Genomic DNA, 24,620 nt, shown 5'->3' on the forward strand with positions numbered 1-24,620 from the left:
TATTCCCTATTCCCTATTCCCTATTCCCTATTCCCTATTCCCTATTCCCTATTCCCTGTTCCATTATATAGTTACTCATCTGGGAACAAAAATATTTTCCCAATATTTTCAAAGCTCTCATTCCTCCTGCTAACCTCTTTTATCGTATATTTACTATTAATTCAAATTTATAATTTACCTAGCAGAATGAATAACTGGCTGTATCAGTACCCTAAATTATACACTGGTATTTTACTCAAACGCTACAAGCGTTTTTTTGCTGATATTCAACTGGACTCCGGGGAGGTTGTAACAGCACACTGTCCCAATACAGGACCCATGACAGGAGTTTCCAAAGTAGGTAGTCCTGTACAGTTATCTAAAAGTGATAATCCTAACCGCAAATTAGCTTATACACTGGAATTGATTCAAGTAGATGATTTAGCACCAACTTGGGTCGGTGTCAATACTGCTTTACCTAATCGAGTTGTGAAACAGGCTTTAGAGAAACATCTTTTCCCAGAATTAAGTGAATATACACAAGTTAAAGGTGAAGTTGTTTATGGAAAAGATAAAAAAAGCCGGATAGATTTTTACCTGACCGGAAAAGAAGGACAACGCCCCATTTATTTAGAAGTAAAAAATACAACTTGGTCGCAGGGAACTTTAGCCCTGTTTCCCGATACAGAAACCACCAGAGGACAAAAACATTTGCGGGAATTAATCGAAGTTTTACCCCAAAGTCGGGCAGTAATGTTGTATTTTATCAATCGCGGAGATTGTACACAATTTGCCCCAGGAGATAGCACAGATCCTGTATATGGTAAATTGTTACGGGAAGCAATTAAACAAGGTTTAGAAGTTCTCCCTTGTCGGTTTGATATTTCTCCTGAAGGTATCCGTTATTTGGGGTTAGCAGAACTGAAAATTTAAGCATTTATCAGCCAGCCAAAAATGAAAGCAAAGTGCATCATTATTTACACACAAACTTTCTTTCAAGAGAATGCTAATATGAATACAAAGATTGTTCCTCACGTTTCCACAAACAGCAAAGATAAACTTCCTATTTTTGATCAGCAGTTTTTGTTGGATAAAAACAACAAACAGCAGGAAACGTGAATGATCTAAGTCATCATATCAGATTGCTATATGTTAGAAACTCTTGCGACTGAAACCACTGTGGAAATGCCACCCACCCAGGCAGAACTTCCTTATGATGACGGTATTCCGATGGAGACACAAAGACATAAATTACAATTGGATATTTTAATTGATACCATTCAGCCTTGGCTAGATCAAAGGACTGATGGATATGTAGGGGGCAATATGTTTGTCTACTACAGTTTAGCGCAATTAAAAAATCAGGATTTTCGTGGTCCAGACTTCTTTACCGTCTTAGGAGTTCCCAAAAAAGAGCGTCTTTCTTGGGTAGTTTGGGAAGAAGGAAAATCACCAGATGTAGTAATTGAATTACTTTCAGAAAGCACAGCTAAAAATGATAAAAATGAGAAAAAACTGATTTATCAAAATCAAATGCGTGTTTCTGAATATTTTTGGTTTGATCCTTTTAACCCAGATGATTTTGCAGGTTTTCATATCAATACCGGTGTGTATGAACCGATTGCTTTTAATGAAAAAAATCAGTTAGTAAGTACAGTTTTAGGTTTAAGTTTAGTACGTTGGCAGGGTAATTATCGCGGTGTCAATGCCACTTGGTTACGCTGGGCAAATAAGATCGGTGAGTTATTTCCTACTTCTTTAGAACTTGCTGAACAAGAAAAACAACGGGCTGAACAAGCTGAAAATAAATTAAGACAAGTGGCAGTTAATTTGTTAAATAATGGAATGCCTATAGAACAAGTCACACAGTTAACAGGTTTAGAACCAAAGCAACTTATCGGAGAGTAACCCAAATTAAATAATGGACAATTAACAATGAACAATTAACCGGCAATTTTAGATTTTACTGCCATAATCAGATTTTTGTCAAATTATACATTGTAGGGGTAATTCATGAATTGCCCCTACGGAATAGGGCAACCTCAAATAAAATTGGTATCAGATACATAGGGCTTGCTGATGGCTGAATGCTTACGCTAAATCAGCCATACCCAATCCCCAATCCCCAATATTAGAGATAATTAAAAAATCAATAGTTTTAAACTGTCTATCAATAGCAGGAAGACTACAAATTTTTGCACCAATACTCAAATAAGCTTGTAAAATTTTCGGAATTTCTACATTATAGATATCTGGACAATTAGAATTAATTTCTATGGAATATTCTGGATGAGGATTCACTAAAATATGAGAATGTAAACAATGATTATAGAGAAAATAATTATAAGCACAAACAGCTTGTTTATGACATTGAGTTAACAAAGATGCACAACCGAAAAAATATTGATTACCAGTATAAATTAAATAATTAGCTAAACCTTGCCAAAGTAATAAAAGTGTATAACTATTGCGATATTCTTGAGCTATGCAAGCACGACCAATTTCTACAGAAGACTGCAATATAAAATCAGGAATTTGAGCAAGATTAAATATATCAGCAGCATCAAAACCTAAATTTTTTGCAGCCATTGTATAAGTTTGCATTCTATAAGTACCAATAGTTGCACCAGTCCTTTTACAAATCAGCAATAAATGATCACAAAAATAATCAAACTTATCCCGATCCATTTGAGAAAAATTAGAACTAGAAAAACCCAAATCCAACTCTTGATTAAAAACCTGAAACCGTAAGCGAAAAATAGATTCTAACTCTGCATCAGTTTTAGCCAGTCGCAGGATATACTTTTCACTTTCCAAGACCGGAAAATCAGTAAACTGTACAGATGAAAAAGATGAAGTGATAGGATTGTAATACATTTACATCCAGGTTAATACTTAAATTTGTGAAAAATTCTAAGAGGATTTAATATCTAATTATGAACATTTTGATCACTAAAATCTGGCAATAGAATACAAATTTTGTAATTACACAATTTATTTTTTTTGTCAATAACAAAAGCCCTAAATAGTAATAGATCCCGGACTTCTACAAGAAACCTGGGATCTTGGTATTGAGTTTTTTCAGGTGAATTGACTTTTAGCCTCAAAAGCCGACGGCTGATAGCTGATGGCTGAATACTTATTTTTAATTGTGCTGACCATGATTAGTGTAGCGAACCCTAGTACCAGCCCAAAGTAACTTTTCTCGCAGAGTTTGATAATAGGAATTATTAGCCCGCAAAACGATAAATTTAGCACGACAGTCAGCCATCCGCACATCAACACGATGATTAGGCCAAATGGAAGTAGCCAACACCCCATCCATCCATAATTTTGTAGTTAAATCATAATCCCCAAACGGCCAAACACTGACCACAGAACCAGGAGGTAAAACTAGGGGACGACTAGAAAGACTCATCGGACAAATAGGAGTGATGGTAATAGCCTCCATCCCATCGTGCATAATTGGACCATTAGCCGAAACCGTGTAACCTGTAGAACCTGTAGGAGTAGAAATAATTAACCCATCACCCACATATTGATCAACCACCTCACCATCAATTTCCATTTCCAGAATCGAGGTGATCATCCTATCAGCAGAAGCGGGTTTAATACAAAACTCATTTAAGGCGAGGTAATGTTCTGTAACTGGTTCTAAATTTGTCCGATGACCCTCATAAATAGCCGCTTGTAACATCATTCGGCGTTGGAGAGCATAGCGATCTTCAAATAACCGATCCCAAACTCGTTCCGGTTCTTGAAACTCATCCATTGACTCAGTTAAAAACCCCAAATGGCCACCCACATTTACCCCCAAAATGGGGATACCAGCCGGGGCTAAATGTCTAGCACTGGTTAAAACCGTACCATCACCACCAAGGACTAAAGCTAAATCAATTGGTTGGCTGGCAGATGCCAAAAACACTGGATAGGGGTTGTCTTTGGGTCCACTAGGTCCAACCAAAACTTGACATTGGCGGTCTTCTAATTGTTTAGCGCAGAGTTCAGCCCAGCGTTTACTTTGGGAGTCTCGCGCTTTGTAAGCTATGATTACCTGCTTTAATTGCACGTACTGTTACCACTTGAGGAGATTAAACTGCTCCATGTCAACGGTATCACGGTTACGATAAATAGCCAGTACAATCGCTAACCCTACCGCCGCTTCCGCAGCTGCCACAGTAATCACAAAAACAGTGAAAACCTGACCTTTAATTAATGTTGAGTCGAGAAAATTGGAAAATGCCATTAAATTTAGATTAACAGCATTTAACAGTAACTCAATTGACATGAGTACACGGACGGCGTTACGGCTGGTAATTAAACCATAGATGCCAATGCAAAATAAAGCTGCTGCAAGTAGTAAGAAGTATTGAAGTTGCATAGTTTGGTAATTGGTAATTGGTAATTGGTAATTGGTGATTGGTAATTGGTAATTGGTGATTGGTAATTGGTAATTGGTAATTGGGCATTGGGTAAATTCATATTCCCAGTCACCAGTCACCAGTCACCAGTCACCAGTACCCTAGTCCTCAGTGCCACTAGATACCAATTCTCTGGGGCGTTCTGGCAAGGTTAAGATGGTTTGTGGCAGTTCGGAAGGGGTAACTTGATCTGGTAAATATTCCCGACGTGCCAAAATAATTGCTCCTACCATTGCCATTAGCAACAATACGGAAGCTAATTCAAAGGGGAGCAAAAAGTCCGTGAAGAAATGCTCACCTATTAAAACTATGGAATTTTTAGCTGCTGGGGATGTAGAGGTATTAGCCCAAGGTGTTGCCAGTACCATTGTACTTAATAGGGCAAATAGTCCCAGACTAACTACACCGGTAATGATTTTCCGTAAACCAGCACTGGGTAAAGGGTAAAAATCCTGACGTTTGTTTACCAACATAATGGCAAACAAAATCAAGACGTTGATCGCACCCACATAAATCAGAATTTGTGCTGCTGCGACAAAATCACCATTTAGCAATAGGTAAAGTCCGGCCATGCTGATGAATACACCACCCAGCAAAAAGGCGGAATAAACGATGTTGGAAAACAACACTACTCCTAGTGCTGCGCCAATCATCATTACACCTAATATGCCAAATGAAACAGATTGTACTCCTTCGGCTAAATTCACTTTTTTCGATCCTCTTGATGTTTTGATAAATGCTGATCGGTGGTTCAATTTTGGATTTTGGATTTTGGATTTTGGATTGTATTTAGTTAGTTACAATCTAAAATCTAAAATCTAAAATCTAAAATTTGCTTACCCATTACCACTTTCAACTAAGTCTTCTGGACGAGAACCAGCACGGGGAGCATCTGCGGGGACTCCATGGGGTTCAAGTACGCCTTTAGGTAGATAAACCAGTTCGCGCAGTGGTGTCACCATTGGATCGTCTGTCACCTTGTAGGGCAAGCGTCCTAATGCTACGCTATCGTAGTTCAATTCGTGGCGATCGTAAGTAGAAAGTTCGTATTCTTCTGTCATGGATAAACAGTTTGTGGGACAGTATTCCACGCAGTTACCACAGAAAATACAAACTCCGAAATCTATACTGTAGTGTTTGAGTTTTTTCTTCTTGGTGGCTTTGTCCATTTCCCAGTCAACTACAGGGAGGTTAATGGGACAAACACGCACACACACTTCACAAGCAATACACTTGTCAAATTCATAGTGAATCCTACCCCGAAACCGTTCACCAGGAATCAGTTTTTCATAAGGGTATTGTACGGTAACAGGGCGGCGTTGCATGTGGTCAAAGGTGACGGATAACCCTTGTCCGATATAACGCGCTGATTGTACTGCTTCTTTGGCGTAATCACCAACTTGTTTGAGGAACTTTAGCATTTTTTGTGTCTCTTCTCTAACAATTTTGGATTTTGGATTTTGGATTTTAGATTTAAGATTCAATCCAAAATCTAAAATCTAAAATCTAAAATCTAAAATCTCTTTAACCACCGAAAGCGACGGGAAAGGCCAGTTTTAGTGCTGCGGTTAATAACAGGTTAACCAAGCCAACTGGTAGTAAGAACTTCCATCCTAAATCTAGCAGTTGGTCAATCCGTACCCGTGGTACTGTCCAACGAATCAGGATGGCAAGAAATACGAGAAAATACGCTTTAAGTACGGTCATTGTGATACCTAAAGCAGCTGTGATTACTTGTAAGATGGGGTTGGTTTCACTCATTCCCAAAAAGTCACCTATCAAGCTGACGGGAATGGGAAAATGCCAACCGCCCAAATATAAAATTGCTACGAGTAGGGAAGACAGGATCAGGTTGATGTATGAACCTAAGTAAAATAAACCGAATTTCATCCCTGCGTATTCGGTTTGATATCCTGCTACCAGTTCTTCTTCCGCTTCGGGTAAGTCAAAGGGTAGACGTTCGCATTCTGCTAGGGCGGCGATCCAGAAGATGATGAAACCTAGTGGTTGTCTCCAAACGTTCCAACCCAAAATCCCGAAGTTAGATTGTTGGTTTACGATGTCAATGGTGCTGAGGCTGTTAGACATCATGGCGATCGCTAATACACTCAACGCCAATGGTATTTCATAACTGATTGATTGTGCTGCTGCCCGCAAACCCCCTAACAGGGAGTATTTATTATTAGATGCGTAACCAGCCATTAATAAGCCTATGGGCTGAATACTGGATAATGCAATCCACAAAAATACGCCCATACCGACGTTAGTAATCACGATATTCTCCCCAAAGGGAACAATCAAAAATGATAAAAATACCGGAATTACAACTATTATTGGACCAATGGTAAACAACCAGGGATCTGCTTTGGCTGGTACGATATCTTCTTTAAAGATCAGCTTGAGACCATCGGCTACAGGCACTAACAAACCAAATGGACCTTGATATTCAGGACCAATCCGTTGCTGTGCGGCCGCAGAAATTTTCCGTTCTAGCCAGGTTGCAACCAGTACACCTACTGTTGCCCCAATCAGCATCAGGATCATTGGTAATGGCATCCACAGGGCTTTGGCTGCCCCTGCTGGTATGCCCAAATCCTTGACGGATTCAATAAAAGTTCCTTGAAGGTCAATTCCTGCATTCATGTTTGCTACTCTGTAATTCGTCAATTCGTCTACTCATAGTAAATTCACAAATATTATTTAATTTAATATCTGTAAATTTACTGTTGAAGAATCTCTATTGAGATGATGCGTGATTGTAGAATTGTAGATTTGTTGCTAATTCCTGAGTTTAGTATATCCTTTGATGGTTTTACCCTTTTGATCCCAGATGACAACTTCTGCTTATGGTTGAGATTGAGATTGGTGATTAGGGATTGGTGATTGGGAAAAACCTCTTTCCTACTCCTCTTCCTGTTCTCTTCTTACTGTCACCTGTCACCTGTCACCTATTCTTCTGACAAGACTCTGACAAGACAAAGTTACCGTCCCCAAATTGGTAACGGTTTTCTATTCTATGCAAATTGTCTGATTTTCCTGTACAGCAGGTTGTGATGACAATGCCAATTCCAGATTATCCATGTAAATTCGAGATTTTTGATTGTCAACCTCATCAAGCTGACAGATGACACTTATCAATCTGTCCACTTGAGAGCATCAATCTAGAATCTCAAATCTAAAATTGGGTATTTATCACCTATTCCCAGGAAAATACCTCATAACTGTCACCTGTCACCTGTCAACTTTTACCTGTCACCTTCCCAGGTAGTTAACGCTGCTCAATGGGAGTATAAGGAACTTCGTGAAGACCGTTATAGACTTGAGTGGGTCGGAAAATCCGGTTTTCTTCAAGTTGTTCTTTCCAGTGTGCTAACCAACCTGCAACACGGGCGATCGCAAATACTGGTGTAAACAAATCTGTGGGAATTCCCATTTTCCTATACACTAAACCAGAATAAAAGTCAACATTAGGATAAATTCCTTTACTGCCAACTTTTTCGGCCATTACCCTTTCTACTTCCTGGGCAATTTCATAAAACTTGTCGTAGCCGAATTTCTCGAACAATTGCACCGCTAAACGTTGTAATATTGTGGCTCTAGGATCTTTTACCTTATACACGCGGTGTCCAAATCCCATGATTTTGGCTTTTCTTTGTAGACGATCTTCGATATAGGGGCGAACGTTATCTACAGATCCGATTTCTTCTAACATCTGTATTACTTCTTCGTTTGCTCCACCGTGCAATGGTCCGCCTAATGTCCCTACTGCACTAGCTACAACTGCATAGGGATCGGTTAAGGTGGAAGCTGTGACTCGCGCACTAAAGGTAGAAGCATTCATTGTATGCTCAACGTGCAGAATTAAGCAGATATCAAAAATCCGCGCTGCTAGGGGGTCAGGTTCTTTTTCATTGAGCATATACAAGAAGTTGGCGGCATAATCTAAGTCATCCCTTGGTTTTACAGGATCATTTCCTTTCCGCATCAACTGGAACGCTGCTACCATTGTGGGAATTGTGGCTACTAACCGGACTACAGAATTACGAATGTAGACAGGATTATGTAAGTCACGACGAGAATAAAATAAACCCAAGGCAGCAGCAGAGGCTTGGAGAGCATCCATTGGATGACCACTTTCGGGAAAACATTTCATCATGTCCCGAATACGATATTTTATCCGTCTGTGAGCGTTAACTTCACTCTCAAAAGCTGTCAATTCTTCTTTGCTGGGCAATTTTCCCCAGATTAAAAGATAAGCAGTTTCTAGGAAGGTACTTTTTTCTGCTAATTCTTCGATCCGAATGCCCCGATACTCTAGTATTCCCTTTTGCCCGTCTACATGACTAATGCTAGACTGGGCTGCGGGAATGCCTTCTAAACCAGGCTTATATTCGCACACCGTCATGGCTACACCACTTGCTTTGTGAAATATCTGAACACGCTAACTTACCAGAGATTCTTTTCACTATAACAGTTGCCGATTTAACAACTATTTTATGCGAAAGCTCGAAAAACTGTTATAGTAGGTACTTGGGAGGTGTCAACCAGAACATTTGACTACGACCCACAGGAGAACCATCATCTGGTACTTTTATTCCGATCATACCTGCTTTTTTAAGGACGAGTTGTTCTTTTGCTTCACCCCAAAGGAGAATTTCAGCCCAATTAGTTAAACAGGGTTCATGTCCCACCAGTGCTAGTTGGGTATTTTGAGGATATTTTCTCGGTTCTAACCAGTCTCTTAGCCACCATTGAAGATCGCCTTCAAAGCTGAGATGATCTGAGGTTTCTAACTGAGAACTTAATCCGGCTGCCATGAGTATTTCTGCTGTTTGTTGGGCGCGGACTAGGGGACTAGTGAGGATTAAATCAAATTTAAAACCAAGTCTTATTAATCTTTGGGCTACTTTTGCGGTTTTTTGTCTGCCTTCTTGGGTGAGCGATCGCGCTTCATCTTTTAGCCCTAGTTGATGTTCTTCGGCGATACCGTGACGGATTAAATATAGTTCCATAAATTTTCTACGGTAATCACCGTAATCACTGTAAAAATCATTAAAATTTCCTCAGAATATATGTCAATATATTAATATGCAGAATCAATATATACAAAGTTAAACCCAAAAAACAGCAATGACCTATTTAGAAACCGCAGCCCAATTTTACAGCGAAGTTGCTCAAACACCAGAAGTAGGACTTTGTTGTGTCCAAAGTACACCCCTGCAACTACCAGGATTAAAAATTCCTTTAGTCATGCAGGAAATGAATTATGGCTGCGGAACTACCGTTCATACTAACGAATTAGCAAACCAACCTACAGTATTATATGTTGGTGTTGGTGGTGGTTTAGAAGCTTTACAATTTGCTTATTTTTCCCGTCGTCCTGGTGCTGTCATCGCAGTTGAACCAGTAGCAGAAATGCGAGAAGCTGCGACAAGAAATTTAGAAATTGCTGCCCAAGAAAATCCTTGGTTTGATCCTAGTTTTGTGGAAATTATTGCCGGGGATGCTTTTAATTTACCTGTCAATGATGCCTCTGTTGATATAGTCGCCCAAAATTGTCTTTTTAATATCTTTGAACCTGCTGATTTAACCCGCGCTTTAAAAGCAGCATATCGAGTTTTAAAACCCAGTGGCAGATTACAAATGAGTGACCCCATTGCTACCCGTCCTATTCCCCAACATTTACGACAAGATGAAAGATTAAGGGCAATGTGTTTATCCGGTGCGCTCACTTATGAAGAATATACACAATTAATTATCAATGCTGGATTTGGACAAATAGAAATTCGCGCCCGTCGTCCCTATAGATTATTAGATAAACAAACTTATAACCTGGAAGAAAATCTACTTTTGGAAAGTCTTGATTCCGTTTCTTTTAAGGTGCAAATTCCTGAAGACGGTGCTTGTATTTTCACAGGTAAAACAGCGATTTATGCAGGTTCAGAATTATTTTTTGATGATGGAGCAGGACATATTTTACAAAGGGGTATTCCCGCCGCAGTTTGTGATAAAACGGCTGCTAAATTGGGAAATTTGAAACCAGAAGAAATCATGATTACTGATTCTACTTGGTATTATGATGGTGGTGGTTGTTGTTAGGGAATTTTTTATAATTATATTCTCTGTTTTGTGGTTTGGTGTTTGATGATTTTTCAGAGTATCGAACCACAGAGAGACACAGAACGCAGAGAAAAAAAAGTAGGGGTAATTCATGAATCACCCCTACGCAATCATCGGAAAGTTTTAATATGAGGTTTTTTAGGTATTAATGATGGTAAAAATAGCGGTTACTCCTTTTCACAAACAACTTAATTCAGCTTTAGTTAAGCAAAAAATTCAGGTTTTACAAGTCAATCTCGGTAAACGTTGTAATCTTGCTTGTTCTCATTGTCATGTGGAAGCAAGTCCTAAAAGAACTGAGGAACTTTCCCCAGCAGTTTGTCAAGATTTAATTGATTTTATTCATAAATTTCCTGAAATTAAAATTGTTGATTTGACTGGGGGCGCACCAGAGATGAATTATGGTTTTAAACCATTGGTGGAAGCTGCGAGAAAAGCAGGTAAACAAGTAATTGTTAGATCAAATTTAACAATCTTTTTTGTGGAAGGTTTTGCAGATATTCCTGACTTTTTAGCTAAAAATCAAGTGCGTGTTGTTGCTTCTCTTCCCTGTTATTTAGCTGATAATGTGGATAAAATGCGGGGTCATGGTGTTTTTGTTCAGTCTATTCAAGCTTTACAATGGTTAAATAAATTGGGTTATGGTCAAGATGCAAATTTAATTTTAGATTTGGTTTATAATCCTCAGTTACCAAAGGATGAAAATTTTTCTTTAACTCCAGATCAAAAAAATCTTCAACTAGCTTATAAAAATTTCTTACAAGAACATTTTGATATTGTCTTTAATAACTTATTGACTATTACTAACTTACCTGTAGGAAGAACTAAGTTATATTTAGAACGTAAACATCTTTATAAACAATATTTGCAGTTTTTAGAATCACATTTTAACCCTGACACCGTTGATAATTTAATGTGTCGTGAGGAAATTTCTGTTGATTATTTGGGTAATGTTTATGATTGCGATTTTAACCAAATGATGAATTTACCAGCAAGAACTCAAAATGGTGAAACTTTGACAATTAGTAAATTATTAGAACTTGGTAGTTTAGATGTCATCAAAGAAGTACAAACTGCTGATTATTGTTATGGTTGTACTGCTGGATGTGGTTCTAGTTGTGGTGGTGCTTTAGTAGAATGAATCACTGATAGCTGATAGCTAAATCCTCAAATAACCTGTTACTAAAAAAATTCTGTTACCAAAATTGATACGAGTATCCCCATTCTTGATTTGGTGATCTATGATGGAGTTAGTTAAGCTCCTCACACCATACCGAAAGCCGTGACACCAACTATCTTGGTTCGCGGTTTTTTCTTATTGTACACTTAACTATACAGTTACAAACCATAAAAATCTTCATTTAATATTTGCTCTAGGGAAAATGGACAAGTATGAGGATATTCAATCTCATCAGGAACACGAACCCCAAAAGCAGCTAATTTACCTTCTTTAATAGCTAATTTTCGAGATTGAGGATATGCTTGCTCAATTGCTTCAGGAAGAAAATTTTTGAGAGATGGGGTATCTTGTAAATTGTTCAAAACTCGCTGACGGTGTTCAATAACTGAGTTGTACCAACTCATTTTCATGGTATCTGGAGCATCAAATTGAACTTTTAATTTCAGCAAATGAGCTAATAGAATCATTAGATTACTTTTAAGAGCATTCTTTTCTGATTTCCCCAAGTTTGTTAATTCCTCAATCAAATTCTCTATATCTAGTGATTCAAATTCACGTTTTTGTAAATTCTGAATTGTTGTATCAATCCAAACTTGAAAATCCTGTTCGTAAAGATATTTCATCATAGAATTGCTCACATTTTAATGATGATAAATAAGATTGCATATCAATGAGGTACGCAATCTCAATTAAAACCTATACACAAAGCCAGTTTTACTCCTGCCTTATTTACCCCCAACCTCACAACGGATGGGGAATGAGGGGATTTTTACCGAAACAGGGTAATTAAGACTGAATTGGGTTATCTTTAGGATTTACCAATTTCAATAATTTCTGCTTAATTTGAGCATCAAAAACTTCCCATTTCATTTTCGCATAAGCAGAATTTTCGTTACCGCCAGATAAGAATCCCATCGGAATCTCAAAGCCACCTGCACCAGTGCGTCCACCACCAAAAAACCGTCCTGTGCTATCTTGTCCAAAGGCTTCTTTGATAAATTCGTCAGGATCTAAGGTAAGTTTTGTGGTTCTCAGAGAACCTATGACTACTTCTAGTTCGTCATCTTCATCGTGAACTATGCCGTACACTACAGCAGTATGCACGTTTTCTTCTGTCACCAGAAAATCAGCTGCTTGGGGTATAGCATCTCGGTCGTCGTAGCGTAAATAACCTACACCAGCTATGGAAAAGTTATTTTGGACAATGCGATTTTTGAGCGATCGCTCGATCACATCCATTACACGCTTAGAACGATTGGCTTGTAAAATGGCATTGAGCAACTGAGCATCATAAAACCTGCTCAGGTAAGCAGCTGCCATAAAATCTTCTTCTTGCGCTTGCATTAACCGATTGGTGTCTGAGCGCAAACCGTGCATTAAAGCAGTTGCACATTTTACGTGCTGGCTCAGACTGCTATCTAATGTGAGTAAACCCGATTGTAAATACTGTGTAAAGATTGTGGCAGTTGCTCGTACATAAGGACGAACATCGGTAAACTCAGCTTTCAGTTCTCCTTGCAAGCTATGATGATCAACCAGCACGACTAGGGGAAGTCCAGCCTGTTGTACTGCTGCTAGTAATTGAGATGTAGTTCCCTGATTATCAATCAACACAAACCCTTGATAAGATAACAAATCTTTACTTTTTAGGGTTTGCATTGTCCAGCGTTGAGCAGGTAAAGTAGTTAGCTTAACCAAGGCAATATTCTCCTGATGGCTGAGAGTGCCAGCATAAATTATTTCACATTTGATATCGTATTGTTGGGCAATTAGTTGGTAAGCCCAAGCACAAGAAAGAGCATCAGGGTCAGGAAAATCTTGTAGAATTACCAGATGGCGCTCATGTCTATGGTTGAGCAGGGTTTTTTGTAACTCTTCTGACTTCTGAATCGCCAGGGAATTGCCACGTTGAGCTAAATAGATACCTCCATCACCATTTGCTGCTGCCCCATTTGCTGCTGGCAAGGAAGGCCGGGTAAGTGGTGGAAGTTCAAGAGCATCTCTCTCTATTTCTACTTCCTCCCCATTCGGCTCTGTGGTCAATGAAAAGCCCTCAAATTGAGTAACGGGAGAATTCAAGTACATAGGGAATTTAGTTTTCAGCTTGGTGGCTTCCACCAGTTATGCTCTGGCTCGTCCACACATTAAGATCTTGACAGAAATCTACAGCTTTGGCACGGCATCATGTTTGTCTATGTTTTGTCAAGCCCACTAGTCAGGGATTGCTGACCGGGAATTTGAGATTTGAGATTTGAGATTTGAGATTTGAGATTTTAGATTAAAAAAATTTGGTACAGGTCTAGGTCTTTCAGGACGGAAAAATACTCGCTGCGCTTTTTCTTATAACCCAGCAACTTTTTCTTAAAAGCTGATTTTAACTTCAATATTTATCTCAGTTTGGGTATTGTAACGTTTTTTAGTATACACAGTTTCGGAATTTTACAATACTTACTATCTAAATATATTTATTATGTTTTCTCAGCCATTAACAACTATTTTCCTCAAAAATATACCTTCAAGCTTAATTTTGTGATGATTGGGAATAATTTATAGTGACAATGATCCATGCCTCAAAAAATGAGGTATAATAGTAAATCTGTGTTTGTGTTGTCTCGCTGGAATTTAAACAAACAATCCTTCCAGCTTTGGGGAATGCCCCTGAAAAGCTGCAAAAAAAACACTCACCAAGGGCAAATTTAACCCTCAACTTGTGGTATACTGTGTTGACCAAGGTCAAACAGCAACACCTACAGGTGAAGACTCATTCCCCTGCTGTCTCAATTATTTCTGTGTTAATGTCAAAGTCCTATCACATATTTTTGCCACTCCTGATGAAGTCCACTCTTGAGATGTTTTGTCACCTCAAAATAGAGGCTACTGTATGGTTGACGGGGTGGATGGCGCAAAGGCATCCGGGCTTCTTGAGGTGTACGACAGCCTTTTTTGACGTTGCAGCGTACACAGGCAGTAACGATGTTTTCCCAGGTGTCACCTCCTCCACGCGATCGCGGCATTACATGATCTAGGGTCAACTCATCACCTGTGTAGCCACAGTATTGACAAGTATGCCCATCTCGATGCAATATATTTCGGCGCGTCAGAGGAATTTCTTTATAGGGAACACGCACGTAATGACGCAACCGGATTACGGTTGGCAGAGGAAAATCCGAGTAGAGGAATTTGCCGTTGTGTTCTACGTGTTCTGCCTTGCCTTTTATCAACAAAACTATGGCACGTCGCCAACTCGTGATGTTGAGCGGTTCGTAGGAGGCGTTTAGGACTAAAACCTTCCCCATTGATATTAGCTCAAGGTATTAGTTTTAGATATTTTAACACAAATATACCTTTCTGGGGAGATGAGAATAATTTATACTTCCTTAATAATTTGGTTGCAGGTGATTGGGGACTGGGGACTGGTGACTGGGGATACAATGAAAGGATTTTGGATTTTGGATTGTTTTTGTCAATTCCAATCTAAAATCTAAAATCTAAAATCTAAAATCTAAAATTATTCTGACTCCTGACTACTTGTACAAACTCCCGGATCAACGGTACACTTTGCTGATTAAATTGATATGGCTTTAAGGGGCAAAAATTAGCACAGTCGGAGCGTCTGGAAGCTTTGCAGTGGTGTGATAGGAGTGAAGAGGAATGTTTAGTAGCAAACAAACCCCTAGTTTTGCTGATAGTCAGGAGTGCAATACTTACGCTTGGTTTTCTCAACGTGCTTGGGTGGAAATTGATTTAGGGGCGTTGTCCGATAATGTCAAGCAATTAGTAAGATTTTTATCACCACGTACACAGTTAATGGCAGTGGTAAAAGCTGATGCCTATGGACATGGGGCGGTAACCGTTGCTAAAACTGTGTTAGAAGCGGGTGCGAGTTGGTTGGGGGTAGCGACAGTTCCCGAAGGGATTCAATTACGGGAAGGTGGAATAAAAGCACCGATTTTAATTTTAGGAGCAACCAATACAGCAGAACAAATTCATGCGATCGCTCATTGGAAACTGCAACCTACACTTTGCAGCCCTAAACAAGCTTTAATATTTTCCAACACATTAGAAGCAATTAAATATAATTCTCCCTTACCTGTACACATCAAATTAGATACAGGAATGTCGAGATTAGGTACTGATTGGCAGCAAGCAGGTGATTTTGTGCAATTAGTACAAAGATTACCACATCTAAATATTGACAGTATTTATTCTCACCTAGCTACAGCAGATAGTCCTGATCCGGCGATCATGGAAGAACAGCATAGACGATTTGAGGAAGCGATCGCCCAAATCAAAGCCAGAGGTATCACAATTCCCAGTTTGCACTTAGCCAATTCAGCCGCTACCCTGGCAGATCCGAGATTACATTATGATATGGTGCGTGCAGGTTTAGCCATTTATGGACTTTATCCTGCTCCCCACCTGCAAAATCAAATCAAACTGCGACCGGTTTTACAACTCAAAGCCAGAATTACCCATGTAAAAACAATTGCTGCGGGAACTGGTGTGAGCTATGGTCATAAGTTTATCGCACCCAGAGAAATGCGGATTGCAGTAGTGGGTATTGGTTATGCGGATGGAGTTCCCCGCAGTCTTTCCCAACAAATGCAAGTTTTACTGCGTGGCCAGCGTTTGCAGCAAATTGGCGCGATTACAATGGATCAACTCATGATAGATGTCAGTTCCATACCCGATGTCCAGGAAGGGGAAATAGTCTCCTTATTGGGAGAACAAGGAAGAGAAAAAATCACAGCTGATGATTGGGCAAATCAATTAAATACCATTTCGTGGGAAATTCTTTGCGGCTTCAAGCATCGTCTACCCCGTGTTGCTGTGATGTAGGGGACTGGGGACTGGGGACTGGGGACTGGGGACTGGGGACTGGGTAATCAATTTTATGTTTCCCAATCACCAATCACCAATTCCCTCTTGCCATTACTAATTTGTTATGCTATTATAGTATCCTGATGCGGATGTGGCGGAATTGGCAGACGCGCTAGATTTAGGTTCTAGTACCGCAAGGTGTGAAGGTTCAAGTCCTTTCATCCGCATTTTAAAAAAATTGATCATAAAAAACTTCTGTTGGCGCTGATATCGAAGTTGAAAAATCAGCATGATTAAAATAATGGCTTGGATTCAGCAGAGTGTAAACAACAAGAAAGCTGGGTAAAACTTGTATTTGCTGATAAATACAGAGAGATTGGTTGAGTATACCGTGAACAGCAAGCTAAAAAGCTATTTGCGGTAAATTACAGTATTTAATAAAGTTAATAATTTTTTATAATTTGATTGTGAATATGTTTGGCGTGATTCACCCAAAATATTTGATTATCGCAGTATCTGTCAGTAAGTGATGGAAAACTTACAAATTGACTAAGATTTGATAATCTTTAAATACAGCAGGAGTCAGGAGTAAAACTCTCTTTCTGTTTATGTTTCACTTTTGATTCTGTACCTGATTGATCTGCAATCTGCTGTAACTCTGTTATTTTTGAGAGTTCATACAAAATAAAACATCTGGCTTTGTATTTATGACTACTAAATCTTTGATGTTTTATACTTGGTTTCAATTGTGATGTATCTGCTATGCAAATTCAAATCACAAGTCTTTAATTTAGCTAAAGCAAAATGATGACAACTCCTCTAGGTAGCTACAGGTTGTTTAACAAACTACATCCCCTGTCTTTGTTGGCACAGTTAAGCACAAAAAAAATAACAGGTTGTTTAAGTGTATTTACTGGATTAGTTTCTTGGTCAATTTATTTAGAAGAAGGTAAATTAACTTACGCTACTTATTCAGATAAACTATTTGAACGTCTGGAGAGTCACTTACAACGTTTAAATCAGGAAATTCCTACTTTTAACAATGTAACTTATGAACAGATGGGTTTGATATATCAGTATGGCAATAACCGTCAATTGATACCAAACGCTGACTATCATGCGATTTGCTGGCTAGTAAATGAAAATTATATTACCCATCAACAAGCAGGGATGTTAATAGAAGAACTGTCCAAAGAAGTGCTAGAGTCTTTTATTTCTTTAAGAGAAGGTAACTATAAACTTAATCCTGATAATTCCTTAAATGAACTACCAAAATACTGTCATCTGGATTTGCAATTAATAGTAGAACAGTGTCAAAAACAGTTACGTTATCGTCAACAAATTCAGTCAAAAAAATTATCTAATAGCAGTTTAACAAAACAAACAACATCTGCACCAAAAACAGAAGATGAATTAGAGGATAAATCAGCAAAATTCGCCACTGTTGAAAGGAATTTTCATAACAATTTGCCATCTGTTTTGAGTGAGCAATTATATACAATTGCCTGTATTGATGATAGCCAAGCAGTGCTGAATTCTATTAGACATTTTTTAGATGAAAAAACATTTTCTGTTGTCATGATTAATGATCCAATTAAAGCTTTAATGCAAATCATTAGAAGCAAACCAGACTTAATTTTACTAGATGTAGAAATGCCTAATTTAGATGGTTATGAACTATGTTCATTATTACGGAAGCATTCAGCATTTAAAAATACACCCATTATTATGGTTACTGGTAGAACCGGATTTGTGGATAAAGCGAAGGCGAAAATTGTCAGGTCATCTGGCTATTTAACTAAGCCTTTTACAAGATCAGATTTGCTGAAAATGGTATCTAAATACATTGGTTAATTTAATACTTTTCGTAAGTATTGAGCTATCAGTAATCAGCCAATGGCTACGCCACACTTGACTAAAAGCTTTCACCCTAAGAATGAGAATTTGTGAATGGGGAAAGTCTTTACAGAAGTCAGAAGAATATTGAAATTCTTATTATTCATAATGCATAATATCTTTCAATATTGAACCTGATAGAACTTTTCAAGTTCAGTAATTACGCAAAACAGAACGAAAGTAGGGGTAATTCATGAATTAACCCTACTCAAGAATCAGGTTTTTAGTTTAATATTGCGTAAGTCATAAATTTTTGAGAATTTTGCCAACAAATATTTGAATTACAGTCATGAGCAATTCTAAACAAACCGTGTATTATCAAACTATTCAAAACTCTTTGGGAGATAGCTATCTTCAATTTCAAATCAATCAACAAACTACAGCTGTATTATCCGTCGCTCACACCCAAGAAGCAATTATTGTACCTATTGAAGCTGTAACATCTATGCCTAATATGCCAGCCTGTATATTAGGATTGATGAATTGGCGTAGTCGGGTAATTTGGGTAATTGATTTGCCAAAAATGTTTAATTTAGAAGGTTTAGATCATCGCCTGAGAAAGTATAATATTATCGTGACCAAAGTGGAATCAAAGCTTTTAGGTTTAGTTGTGCAAGAAATTAAAGGTACGACTAAATTGATGGCTGATGATATTCATTCTCCTGTGGGACAAGTGGCGGCTAGTTTAGTGCCTTATTTATGTGGCTGCGTGGAACAAAAAGAAGAAATATTGTTGGTATTAGATGCACATAATATTGTAAATTATTCTCATGGGGGCAGTGATTAGTTAATCAAGCTCAGAAAAATCATTTTTTGTTGTTATTATTACATAGAGTCAGGGGTATTAATTTAGGGGTATTCATTTATGTTTCATAAAACTGACACTGCTCAGACTGGTGATCCCAATAAAAAAGCATCTATTAAGACATTATCGCCCATGACAGATAAGAGAAAAGAAGTTAAAGAAGTTGTTGAACAGGAACATATAACAACTACTCATAAGTATTTTGGGAAAAATATAATTAATAAATATTTACAGCAAGTGAAATTAAGAGCAAAAGCATTAATTTTTTCCATTGCTATCGGTACCTTACCGGTATTGGGAATTGGCATAATTGCTTATAGCTTTGGTAGCAATGTGATTAGTAAGCAAATTATCAAAACTCAAGAAAATAAATTAATTAGTTTAGGTGATATTATTAATCTGTTTCTGTTGGCAAGATATGGAGATATTCAAATTCTCTCAACTTTGCCATTTTTGACTAATGCTGAAGTTAGTAAAAGTACCACTCTTGCCGAAAAACAAACAGTATTAAATCGGTTCATTACAGCTTATCAAGGTTATGATCATCTGGCGGTTTTTGACTTGAATGGAAGAGTGATTATTCAATCTCAAGGTGCAACCAGTAGTCAAGAACAAAACCTGAAATATTTTCAAGATGTTATACAAAAGAATGCTCCTGTTATTAGTCAACCAGAAAGATTACAAAATAATGTAGTAGTGATTTATATTGCTGCTCCTGTGAAAGATGTAGCTACAGGAAAAGTGATTGCTGTAGTGAGAACACGCATATCCATGCAAGGGTTAATAGAAGCAATAAAAGATCAGGTAGATAATAACAAAGATTATTATTTAGTTGATCATGAGGGGAAATTTTTTCTCAGTCTTCAGAGGGAGTTATTAGGTCAAAAAGCTACAGTAATATATCCTGGTTTAGCTGACTTGCTGAACAGTGAAAATGTCGAAAATTCTACAGGAGTGAGAACCATTCATCAAACGCCACAATTGGTTAGTTATGCACCGCTAAAAAAATTAGAAGGTTTACCGGATCTCAAGTGGCAATTAATTCTGGCTGAAAATGCTGGAATTGCTTTTGGACCGCAAAGACAATTTCTCAAGCTGATTGTTAATATCACAACATTAATAGCATTAGTGATGACATTGCTGGTTGCTTGGTTAGCAAAGAGTATCATCAAGCAAAATTCGGCTGAATTAGTAGCAGTAGAAAACCTCACTAATAAAATTGAGAATCCTCTGGAAGATCAGAAAATTGCCGAATTACCTGAAGAATTACCTGCTGATGGTAAAGATTATATTCAGGTGAATCAAGAATCTATCAAAGAATCTATATCTGAGGAACAAAAGCAGCAACAAGATACTCTGCATTTACAACTTTTGCAATTAATTAGTCAGGTTAAAAATGCGACTAGAGGTGATTTCAAAGTACAGGCGAAGGTGCAAGATGGGGAAATTGGTACTATTGCTAATGTGTTCAATTCTATTTTAGAAAGCCTCCGAGATATTGTTACCCAAGTCAAACAGAATGCGAGTGAAATTAATAGAGATATTGGCTCAAATCAAGACTATATTAAATACTTAGCAGAATCAGCAACTACACAAATTGAAGAAATAAACCGCACCTTAGTAACAGTTGAGCAAATGACCAAATCTATCCAAGCTTTAGCAGATGGCGCTCAAGAAATTACTGCTATTGCTAATCATGCTAACCACAATGCTAACAAAAGTGGAAAAGCAATGGATTTGACAGTAGAAAATATTTTATCTTTGCAAGAAACCGTGGGCGAAACTGCCAAAAAAGTTAGGCATTTGGGAGAATCTTCTCAACAAATTTCTCGTGTGGTGTCTTTAATTAACCAAATTGCGATTCAAACTAATTTGTTGGCGATTAATGCCGGTATTGAAGCGGCACGTGCAGGAGAAGAAGGTCAAGGTTTTGCTGTTGTTGCGGAAGAGGTAGGGGAATTAGCAACACGCAGTGCGGCTGCTACTCAAGAAATTGAGCAAATTGTCGAGCAAATTAAACGAGATACAGATGAAGTTGTGAAAGCTATGGAGGTGGGGACAAATCAGGTGATTCAAAGTACGCAAATTGCCGCAGATGCGAAGCAGAGTTTAAGCGAAATTGTAGATATTTCCCAACAAATAGATGCTTTTGTTAAGTCAATTGCTACTGCTTCAGTTTCTCAGGTAGAAACATCACAGGTGATTAACCAATTAATGAAAAATGTGCTGGCTATTTCACAAAGCAATAGCGAGTCTTGCCGACACATTTCTACATCTTTACAAAAAACTGCGGAGATTTCCCAGCAATTAGAACAAAAGGTTGAGACTTTTAAAGTCAATTAATTTAAAAAATAAATAAGGAAAAATAATCTATGACTACAGATAAAGAACTAGAAATTCAAATGCAGTTTTTGGAGGAAGCAACTGATTATTTGAATACCTTAGAAAGTATCGTACTGGAAATAGATACAAGTAAACATCTAGATGTAGATAAGATTAATGCTGCTATGCGAGCTGCCCATTCTATTAAAGGTGGTGCGGCGATGATGAGTTTTAAAGTTTTGAGTAATTTGGCTCATCGTTTGGAAGATTCTTTTAAGGTTTTAAAAACTCGGAAAAAATCTTTAAAAATTGATACTCATTTACAGAGTTTATTGTTATCTGGAGTTGATTGGTTACGGCAAATTGTAGAATTATTATCAGATAGAAAATCTCTAGATGATAAATGGTTAAGAACTTTTTGTTATCCGATTTTTGATGAACTGCATGAGCGTTTGGGTGATCCTTCTCCAGAGGATATTACTACCATGCTCTCACCAGAAGATGGTCAAGAAATTATTCCTTTGCTGTTTGAAACGGAAGTAGAAGAATGTCTGCAAACTTTAGAACAAACTTTAGAATCTTTATCAGCAAATAGTTCTACAAATGATTTATATTCACAAGTAGAAGTGATGGCTACAGAGTTTGGTGGTTTGGGTGAAATGTTGGAGTTACCTGCTTTTACTCAGCTTTGTGATTCAGTGCGTGAACATTTAGCAAATCATCCCGATCGCTGTGTGGAAATTGCTCAGTTAGCATTGCAAGCATGGAGGCGATCGCAAGCTTTAGTATTAACAAATCAACGGGATAGAATACCAGCAAATATTGAGCTAGGTGAGTTAGGGGAAGTAGTTGTTAATCCTATTCCCCCACAGGTTAATACTAGCAATATCCCTACAGAAAATCAAGAGAATACCTTAGTAGCAGAATTAGTAGCAGAAGTAGTAATTCCTGATTTTGCAGATTTAGAAATAGAATTACCCCCAGAAATCAATGCTGTCGAGTTTCCTGATCCAAATGTAGCATTTACTCAAGAAAATACATCCTTAGACTATAAACATATTGAACGCAAAAGCGAAATCATTGGAGTTACTAAAGATAAAGAAATTCATGAAAATACAGTTAGAGTTCCTAGTAAACAATTAGAAGAAATTAATGATTTATTTGGGGAAATTATCATACAGCGTAATGGTTTAAATTCCCAATTAGAAAGATTACGTAAATTGGTTTTAGGACTAGGCCAACGAGTGCAAACTTTGCATCAAGAAAATCAACAAGTGCGTGCAGTTTATGAAAAAATCATTAGCGAAGATGTAAATTCTGGAGTATCAACATCAGCAGAGACGATGAGAGAAACAGAAACATTAAATCGCTATCAAAAATTAAACTTGCTTTCTCAGGATGTGATGGAAACTATTGTTCAGGTAGCAGAAGTTGCCAGTGATATTCAACTCAGTATTGATGATACAGATCAAATTGCTCGGAAGTTGAATAAAACATCTAAGCAAGTCCAGAGAAAATTAACGCAAGTGCGAATGCGTCCTTTATCTGATTTAGTTGAACGTTTTCCCAGAGCAATTAGAGATTTAAATGTTGAATATGGTAAAAATGTTCAATTAAAAATTGAAGGGGGGAAAACTTTAATTGAACGTAGTATTTTAGAAGCTTTGAATGAACCTTTAATGCACTTATTACGTAATGCTTTTGATCATGGAATTGAAGATCCTGCTACCCGTCGGAGTTTAGGAAAACCAGAACAAGGATTGATAGAAATTAAAGGATTTCATCGCAGCGATCGGACAATTATTACTATCAGTGATGATGGTAGAGGTATTTCTATAGAAAAAATTCGTCAACGTGCTGTAGCTATGGGTTTGGATACCACATTAATAGCTACTGCGAGTGAAGATGAACTATTATCACTAATTTTTGAACCTGGTTTTACCACTTCTGAAAAAGTGACAGCTTTATCTGGCCGTGGTGTGGGAATGGATGTAGTTCGCAATAACTTACAATCAGTTCGGGGTGATATTCAAGTTGATACACAAGCAAGAATTGGTACAACTTTTACTTTATCAGTGCCATTTACTCTTTCAGTTGCAAGAGTTTTATTAGTAGAAAGCGATACTGCCACCAGTCCACATCATCGCATGGTTTTAGCATTTCCTACAGATGTAGTTGCGGAAATCTTTTTATTAGATAATAAGCAAGTTTTTTCAATGGATGGTGGAGAATTTCTCAAATGGCAAGATACCATGTTACCTTTAATGCGTTTGGGTAATTATTTTGAATTTAATTGTTCTCACTATCATCATTTAGAAATAGAAAGTCCAACGGGAATAAATGCTAGTAGTGTGTTAATTATCAAACATGATCATCAACCAATAGCTGTACAAATAGATCGTTGTTGGGGTGAACAAGAAGTAGCAATTCGTCAAGTGGAAGGAAATATACCTTTACCTGATGGTTTTAGTAACTGTACAATGCTTGGTGATGGTCGAGTAGTACCATTAGTAAATACTAATGAATTAGTATCTTGGGTAACAAACAATCAACGTCCTCATAAAACTAATCAATTACCTACCACTAAATTAAAAACAGCTTTTCTCAAACCACAAAAACCGAAACCCATAGCTAGACCTACTCATCAAAAAGGCATGATTTTAATTGTCGATGACTCCATTAATGTACGACGTTATTTAGCCTTAACTTTGGAAAAAGGAGGGTATCAGGTTGAACAAGCTAAAGATGGTCAAGATGCTTGGGAAAAGTTAGAAAGTGGGTTAAAAGTGCAAGCAGTAATTTGTGATATTGAAATGCCCCGTCTTGATGGTTATAGCTTTTTAGAACGGGTAAAATCTCATGTTGATTTAAAAAGTATTCCCGTTGCCATGTTGACTTCTCGTAGTAGTAATAAACATCGTCAACTAGCAATGCAGTTAGGAGCGCGGGCGTATTTTTCTAAACCTTATAATGAACAAGATTTATTGAGAACATTAGAAGATATGATTTTTAGAATGACAGAAACAGATAATAATTGAAAGCTACCGGACTTTTTAAAGAAGTCCGGTATCTGAGT

The 24,620-nt window shown here is 37.7% G+C and carries 20 protein-coding genes and 1 tRNA gene; 10 read left to right on the forward strand and 11 right to left on the reverse strand.

Going from position 1 to position 24,620, the window contains the following annotated elements; all coding sequences use genetic code 11:
• The first annotated feature begins 186 nt into the window (after positions 1 to 186).
• Positions 187 to 912, forward strand: a complete 726-nt coding sequence (gene sfsA, locus PN497_RS21815; protein ID WP_096570918.1) for a DNA/RNA nuclease SfsA — start codon at positions 187 to 189, stop codon at positions 910 to 912.
• 216 nt (positions 913 to 1,128) lie between these two features.
• On the forward strand, positions 1,129 to 1,887 hold the full coding sequence (locus PN497_RS21820; protein WP_096570920.1) for a Uma2 family endonuclease: 759 nt from the start codon (positions 1,129 to 1,131) through the stop codon (positions 1,885 to 1,887).
• Between the two features lie 183 nt (positions 1,888 to 2,070).
• On the opposite strand, the gene PN497_RS21825 is transcribed toward PN497_RS21820, so the two are convergent.
• The 8 genes from PN497_RS21825 to sixA form a co-directional block, all read right to left on the reverse strand.
• The gene (locus PN497_RS21825; protein ID WP_096570922.1) at positions 2,071 to 2,856 is read right to left on the reverse strand and encodes a GNAT family N-acetyltransferase; all 786 of its coding nucleotides are present in this window, start codon (positions 2,854 to 2,856) and stop codon (positions 2,071 to 2,073) included.
• 268 nt (positions 2,857 to 3,124) lie between these two features.
• On the reverse strand, positions 3,125 to 4,048 hold the full coding sequence (locus PN497_RS21830; protein ID WP_096570924.1) for an NAD(+) kinase: 924 nt from the start codon (positions 4,046 to 4,048) through the stop codon (positions 3,125 to 3,127).
• A 6-nt stretch (positions 4,049 to 4,054) separates the two neighbouring features.
• Positions 4,055 to 4,360: an NADH-quinone oxidoreductase subunit NuoK gene (gene nuoK / locus PN497_RS21835; RefSeq protein ID WP_006199065.1), complete on the reverse strand. Its 306-nt coding sequence runs from the start codon at positions 4,358 to 4,360 to the stop codon at positions 4,055 to 4,057.
• A 141-nt stretch (positions 4,361 to 4,501) separates the two neighbouring features.
• A complete protein-coding gene (locus tag PN497_RS21840) occupies positions 4,502 to 5,107 on the reverse strand; it encodes an NADH-quinone oxidoreductase subunit J (RefSeq protein ID WP_096570926.1) in 606 nt (201 codons plus the stop codon).
• A 129-nt stretch (positions 5,108 to 5,236) separates the two neighbouring features.
• A complete protein-coding gene (gene ndhI / locus PN497_RS21845) occupies positions 5,237 to 5,821 on the reverse strand; it encodes an NAD(P)H-quinone oxidoreductase subunit I (protein ID WP_096572790.1) in 585 nt (194 codons plus the stop codon).
• 103 nt (positions 5,822 to 5,924) lie between these two features.
• Positions 5,925 to 7,043 (reverse strand): NADH-quinone oxidoreductase subunit NuoH, encoded by a 1,119-nt coding sequence (gene nuoH / locus PN497_RS21850; RefSeq protein WP_096570928.1) that lies wholly within the window; start codon positions 7,041 to 7,043, stop codon positions 5,925 to 5,927.
• Between the two features lie 625 nt (positions 7,044 to 7,668).
• Positions 7,669 to 8,805, reverse strand: a complete 1,137-nt coding sequence (locus PN497_RS21855; RefSeq protein WP_096570930.1) for a citrate synthase — start codon at positions 8,803 to 8,805, stop codon at positions 7,669 to 7,671.
• Between the two features lie 112 nt (positions 8,806 to 8,917).
• Entirely contained in the window at positions 8,918 to 9,412 is a 495-nt protein-coding gene (sixA, locus tag PN497_RS21860; protein WP_096570932.1) for a phosphohistidine phosphatase SixA, read from the reverse strand.
• A 118-nt stretch (positions 9,413 to 9,530) separates the two neighbouring features.
• Between sixA and arsM the strand changes: the two genes are divergently transcribed.
• Positions 9,531 to 10,499 carry an arsenosugar biosynthesis arsenite methyltransferase ArsM gene (gene arsM, locus PN497_RS21865; protein WP_096570934.1) on the forward strand — a complete coding sequence of 323 codons (969 nt, stop codon included), beginning with the start codon at positions 9,531 to 9,533 and terminating at the stop codon, positions 10,497 to 10,499.
• 172 nt (positions 10,500 to 10,671) lie between these two features.
• The gene (arsS, locus tag PN497_RS21870; protein WP_096570936.1) at positions 10,672 to 11,661 is read left to right on the forward strand and encodes an arsenosugar biosynthesis radical SAM (seleno)protein ArsS; all 990 of its coding nucleotides are present in this window, start codon (positions 10,672 to 10,674) and stop codon (positions 11,659 to 11,661) included.
• 197 nt (positions 11,662 to 11,858) lie between these two features.
• Here the strand turns inward: arsS and PN497_RS21875 are convergent, their stop codons facing one another.
• The 3 genes from PN497_RS21875 to PN497_RS21885 form a co-directional block, all read right to left on the reverse strand.
• A complete protein-coding gene (locus PN497_RS21875; protein ID WP_096570938.1) occupies positions 11,859 to 12,326 on the reverse strand; it encodes a DUF29 domain-containing protein in 468 nt (155 codons plus the stop codon).
• 160 nt (positions 12,327 to 12,486) lie between these two features.
• The gene (locus tag PN497_RS21880) at positions 12,487 to 13,785 is read right to left on the reverse strand and encodes a DHH family phosphoesterase (protein WP_096570940.1); all 1,299 of its coding nucleotides are present in this window, start codon (positions 13,783 to 13,785) and stop codon (positions 12,487 to 12,489) included.
• Between the two features lie 713 nt (positions 13,786 to 14,498).
• Complete coding sequence (locus tag PN497_RS21885) at positions 14,499 to 14,996, reverse strand: HNH endonuclease (RefSeq protein WP_096570942.1); 498 nt, start codon at positions 14,994 to 14,996, stop codon at positions 14,499 to 14,501.
• Positions 14,997 to 15,351: 355 nt separating this feature from the next.
• Here PN497_RS21885 and alr point away from each other — a divergent pair, with 355 nt between their 5' ends.
• The 6 genes from alr (at position 15,352) to PN497_RS21915 (ending at position 24,582) form a co-directional block, all read left to right on the forward strand.
• Positions 15,352 to 16,539 (forward strand): alanine racemase, encoded by a 1,188-nt coding sequence (gene alr, locus PN497_RS21890; RefSeq protein WP_096570946.1) that lies wholly within the window; start codon positions 15,352 to 15,354, stop codon positions 16,537 to 16,539.
• Positions 16,540 to 16,666: 127 nt separating this feature from the next.
• Positions 16,667 to 16,748: transfer RNA gene (locus PN497_RS21895), tRNA-Leu, on the forward strand.
• Between the two features lie 577 nt (positions 16,749 to 17,325).
• On the forward strand, positions 17,326 to 18,375 hold the full coding sequence (locus PN497_RS21900) for a response regulator (RefSeq protein WP_096570948.1): 1,050 nt from the start codon (positions 17,326 to 17,328) through the stop codon (positions 18,373 to 18,375).
• Positions 18,376 to 18,706: 331 nt separating this feature from the next.
• Entirely contained in the window at positions 18,707 to 19,204 is a 498-nt protein-coding gene (locus tag PN497_RS21905) for a chemotaxis protein CheW (protein ID WP_096570950.1), read from the forward strand.
• Between the two features lie 78 nt (positions 19,205 to 19,282).
• A complete protein-coding gene (locus tag PN497_RS21910) occupies positions 19,283 to 21,565 on the forward strand; it encodes a methyl-accepting chemotaxis protein (RefSeq protein ID WP_096570952.1) in 2,283 nt (760 codons plus the stop codon).
• Positions 21,566 to 21,594: 29 nt separating this feature from the next.
• Positions 21,595 to 24,582: a hybrid sensor histidine kinase/response regulator gene (locus tag PN497_RS21915; RefSeq protein ID WP_096570954.1), complete on the forward strand. Its 2,988-nt coding sequence runs from the start codon at positions 21,595 to 21,597 to the stop codon at positions 24,580 to 24,582.
• Positions 24,583 to 24,620 lie beyond the last annotated feature (38 nt).

Source organism: Sphaerospermopsis kisseleviana CS-549 (genome assembly GCF_028329225.1).
Taxonomy (GTDB): domain Bacteria; phylum Cyanobacteriota; class Cyanobacteriia; order Cyanobacteriales; family Nostocaceae; genus Sphaerospermopsis; species Sphaerospermopsis kisseleviana.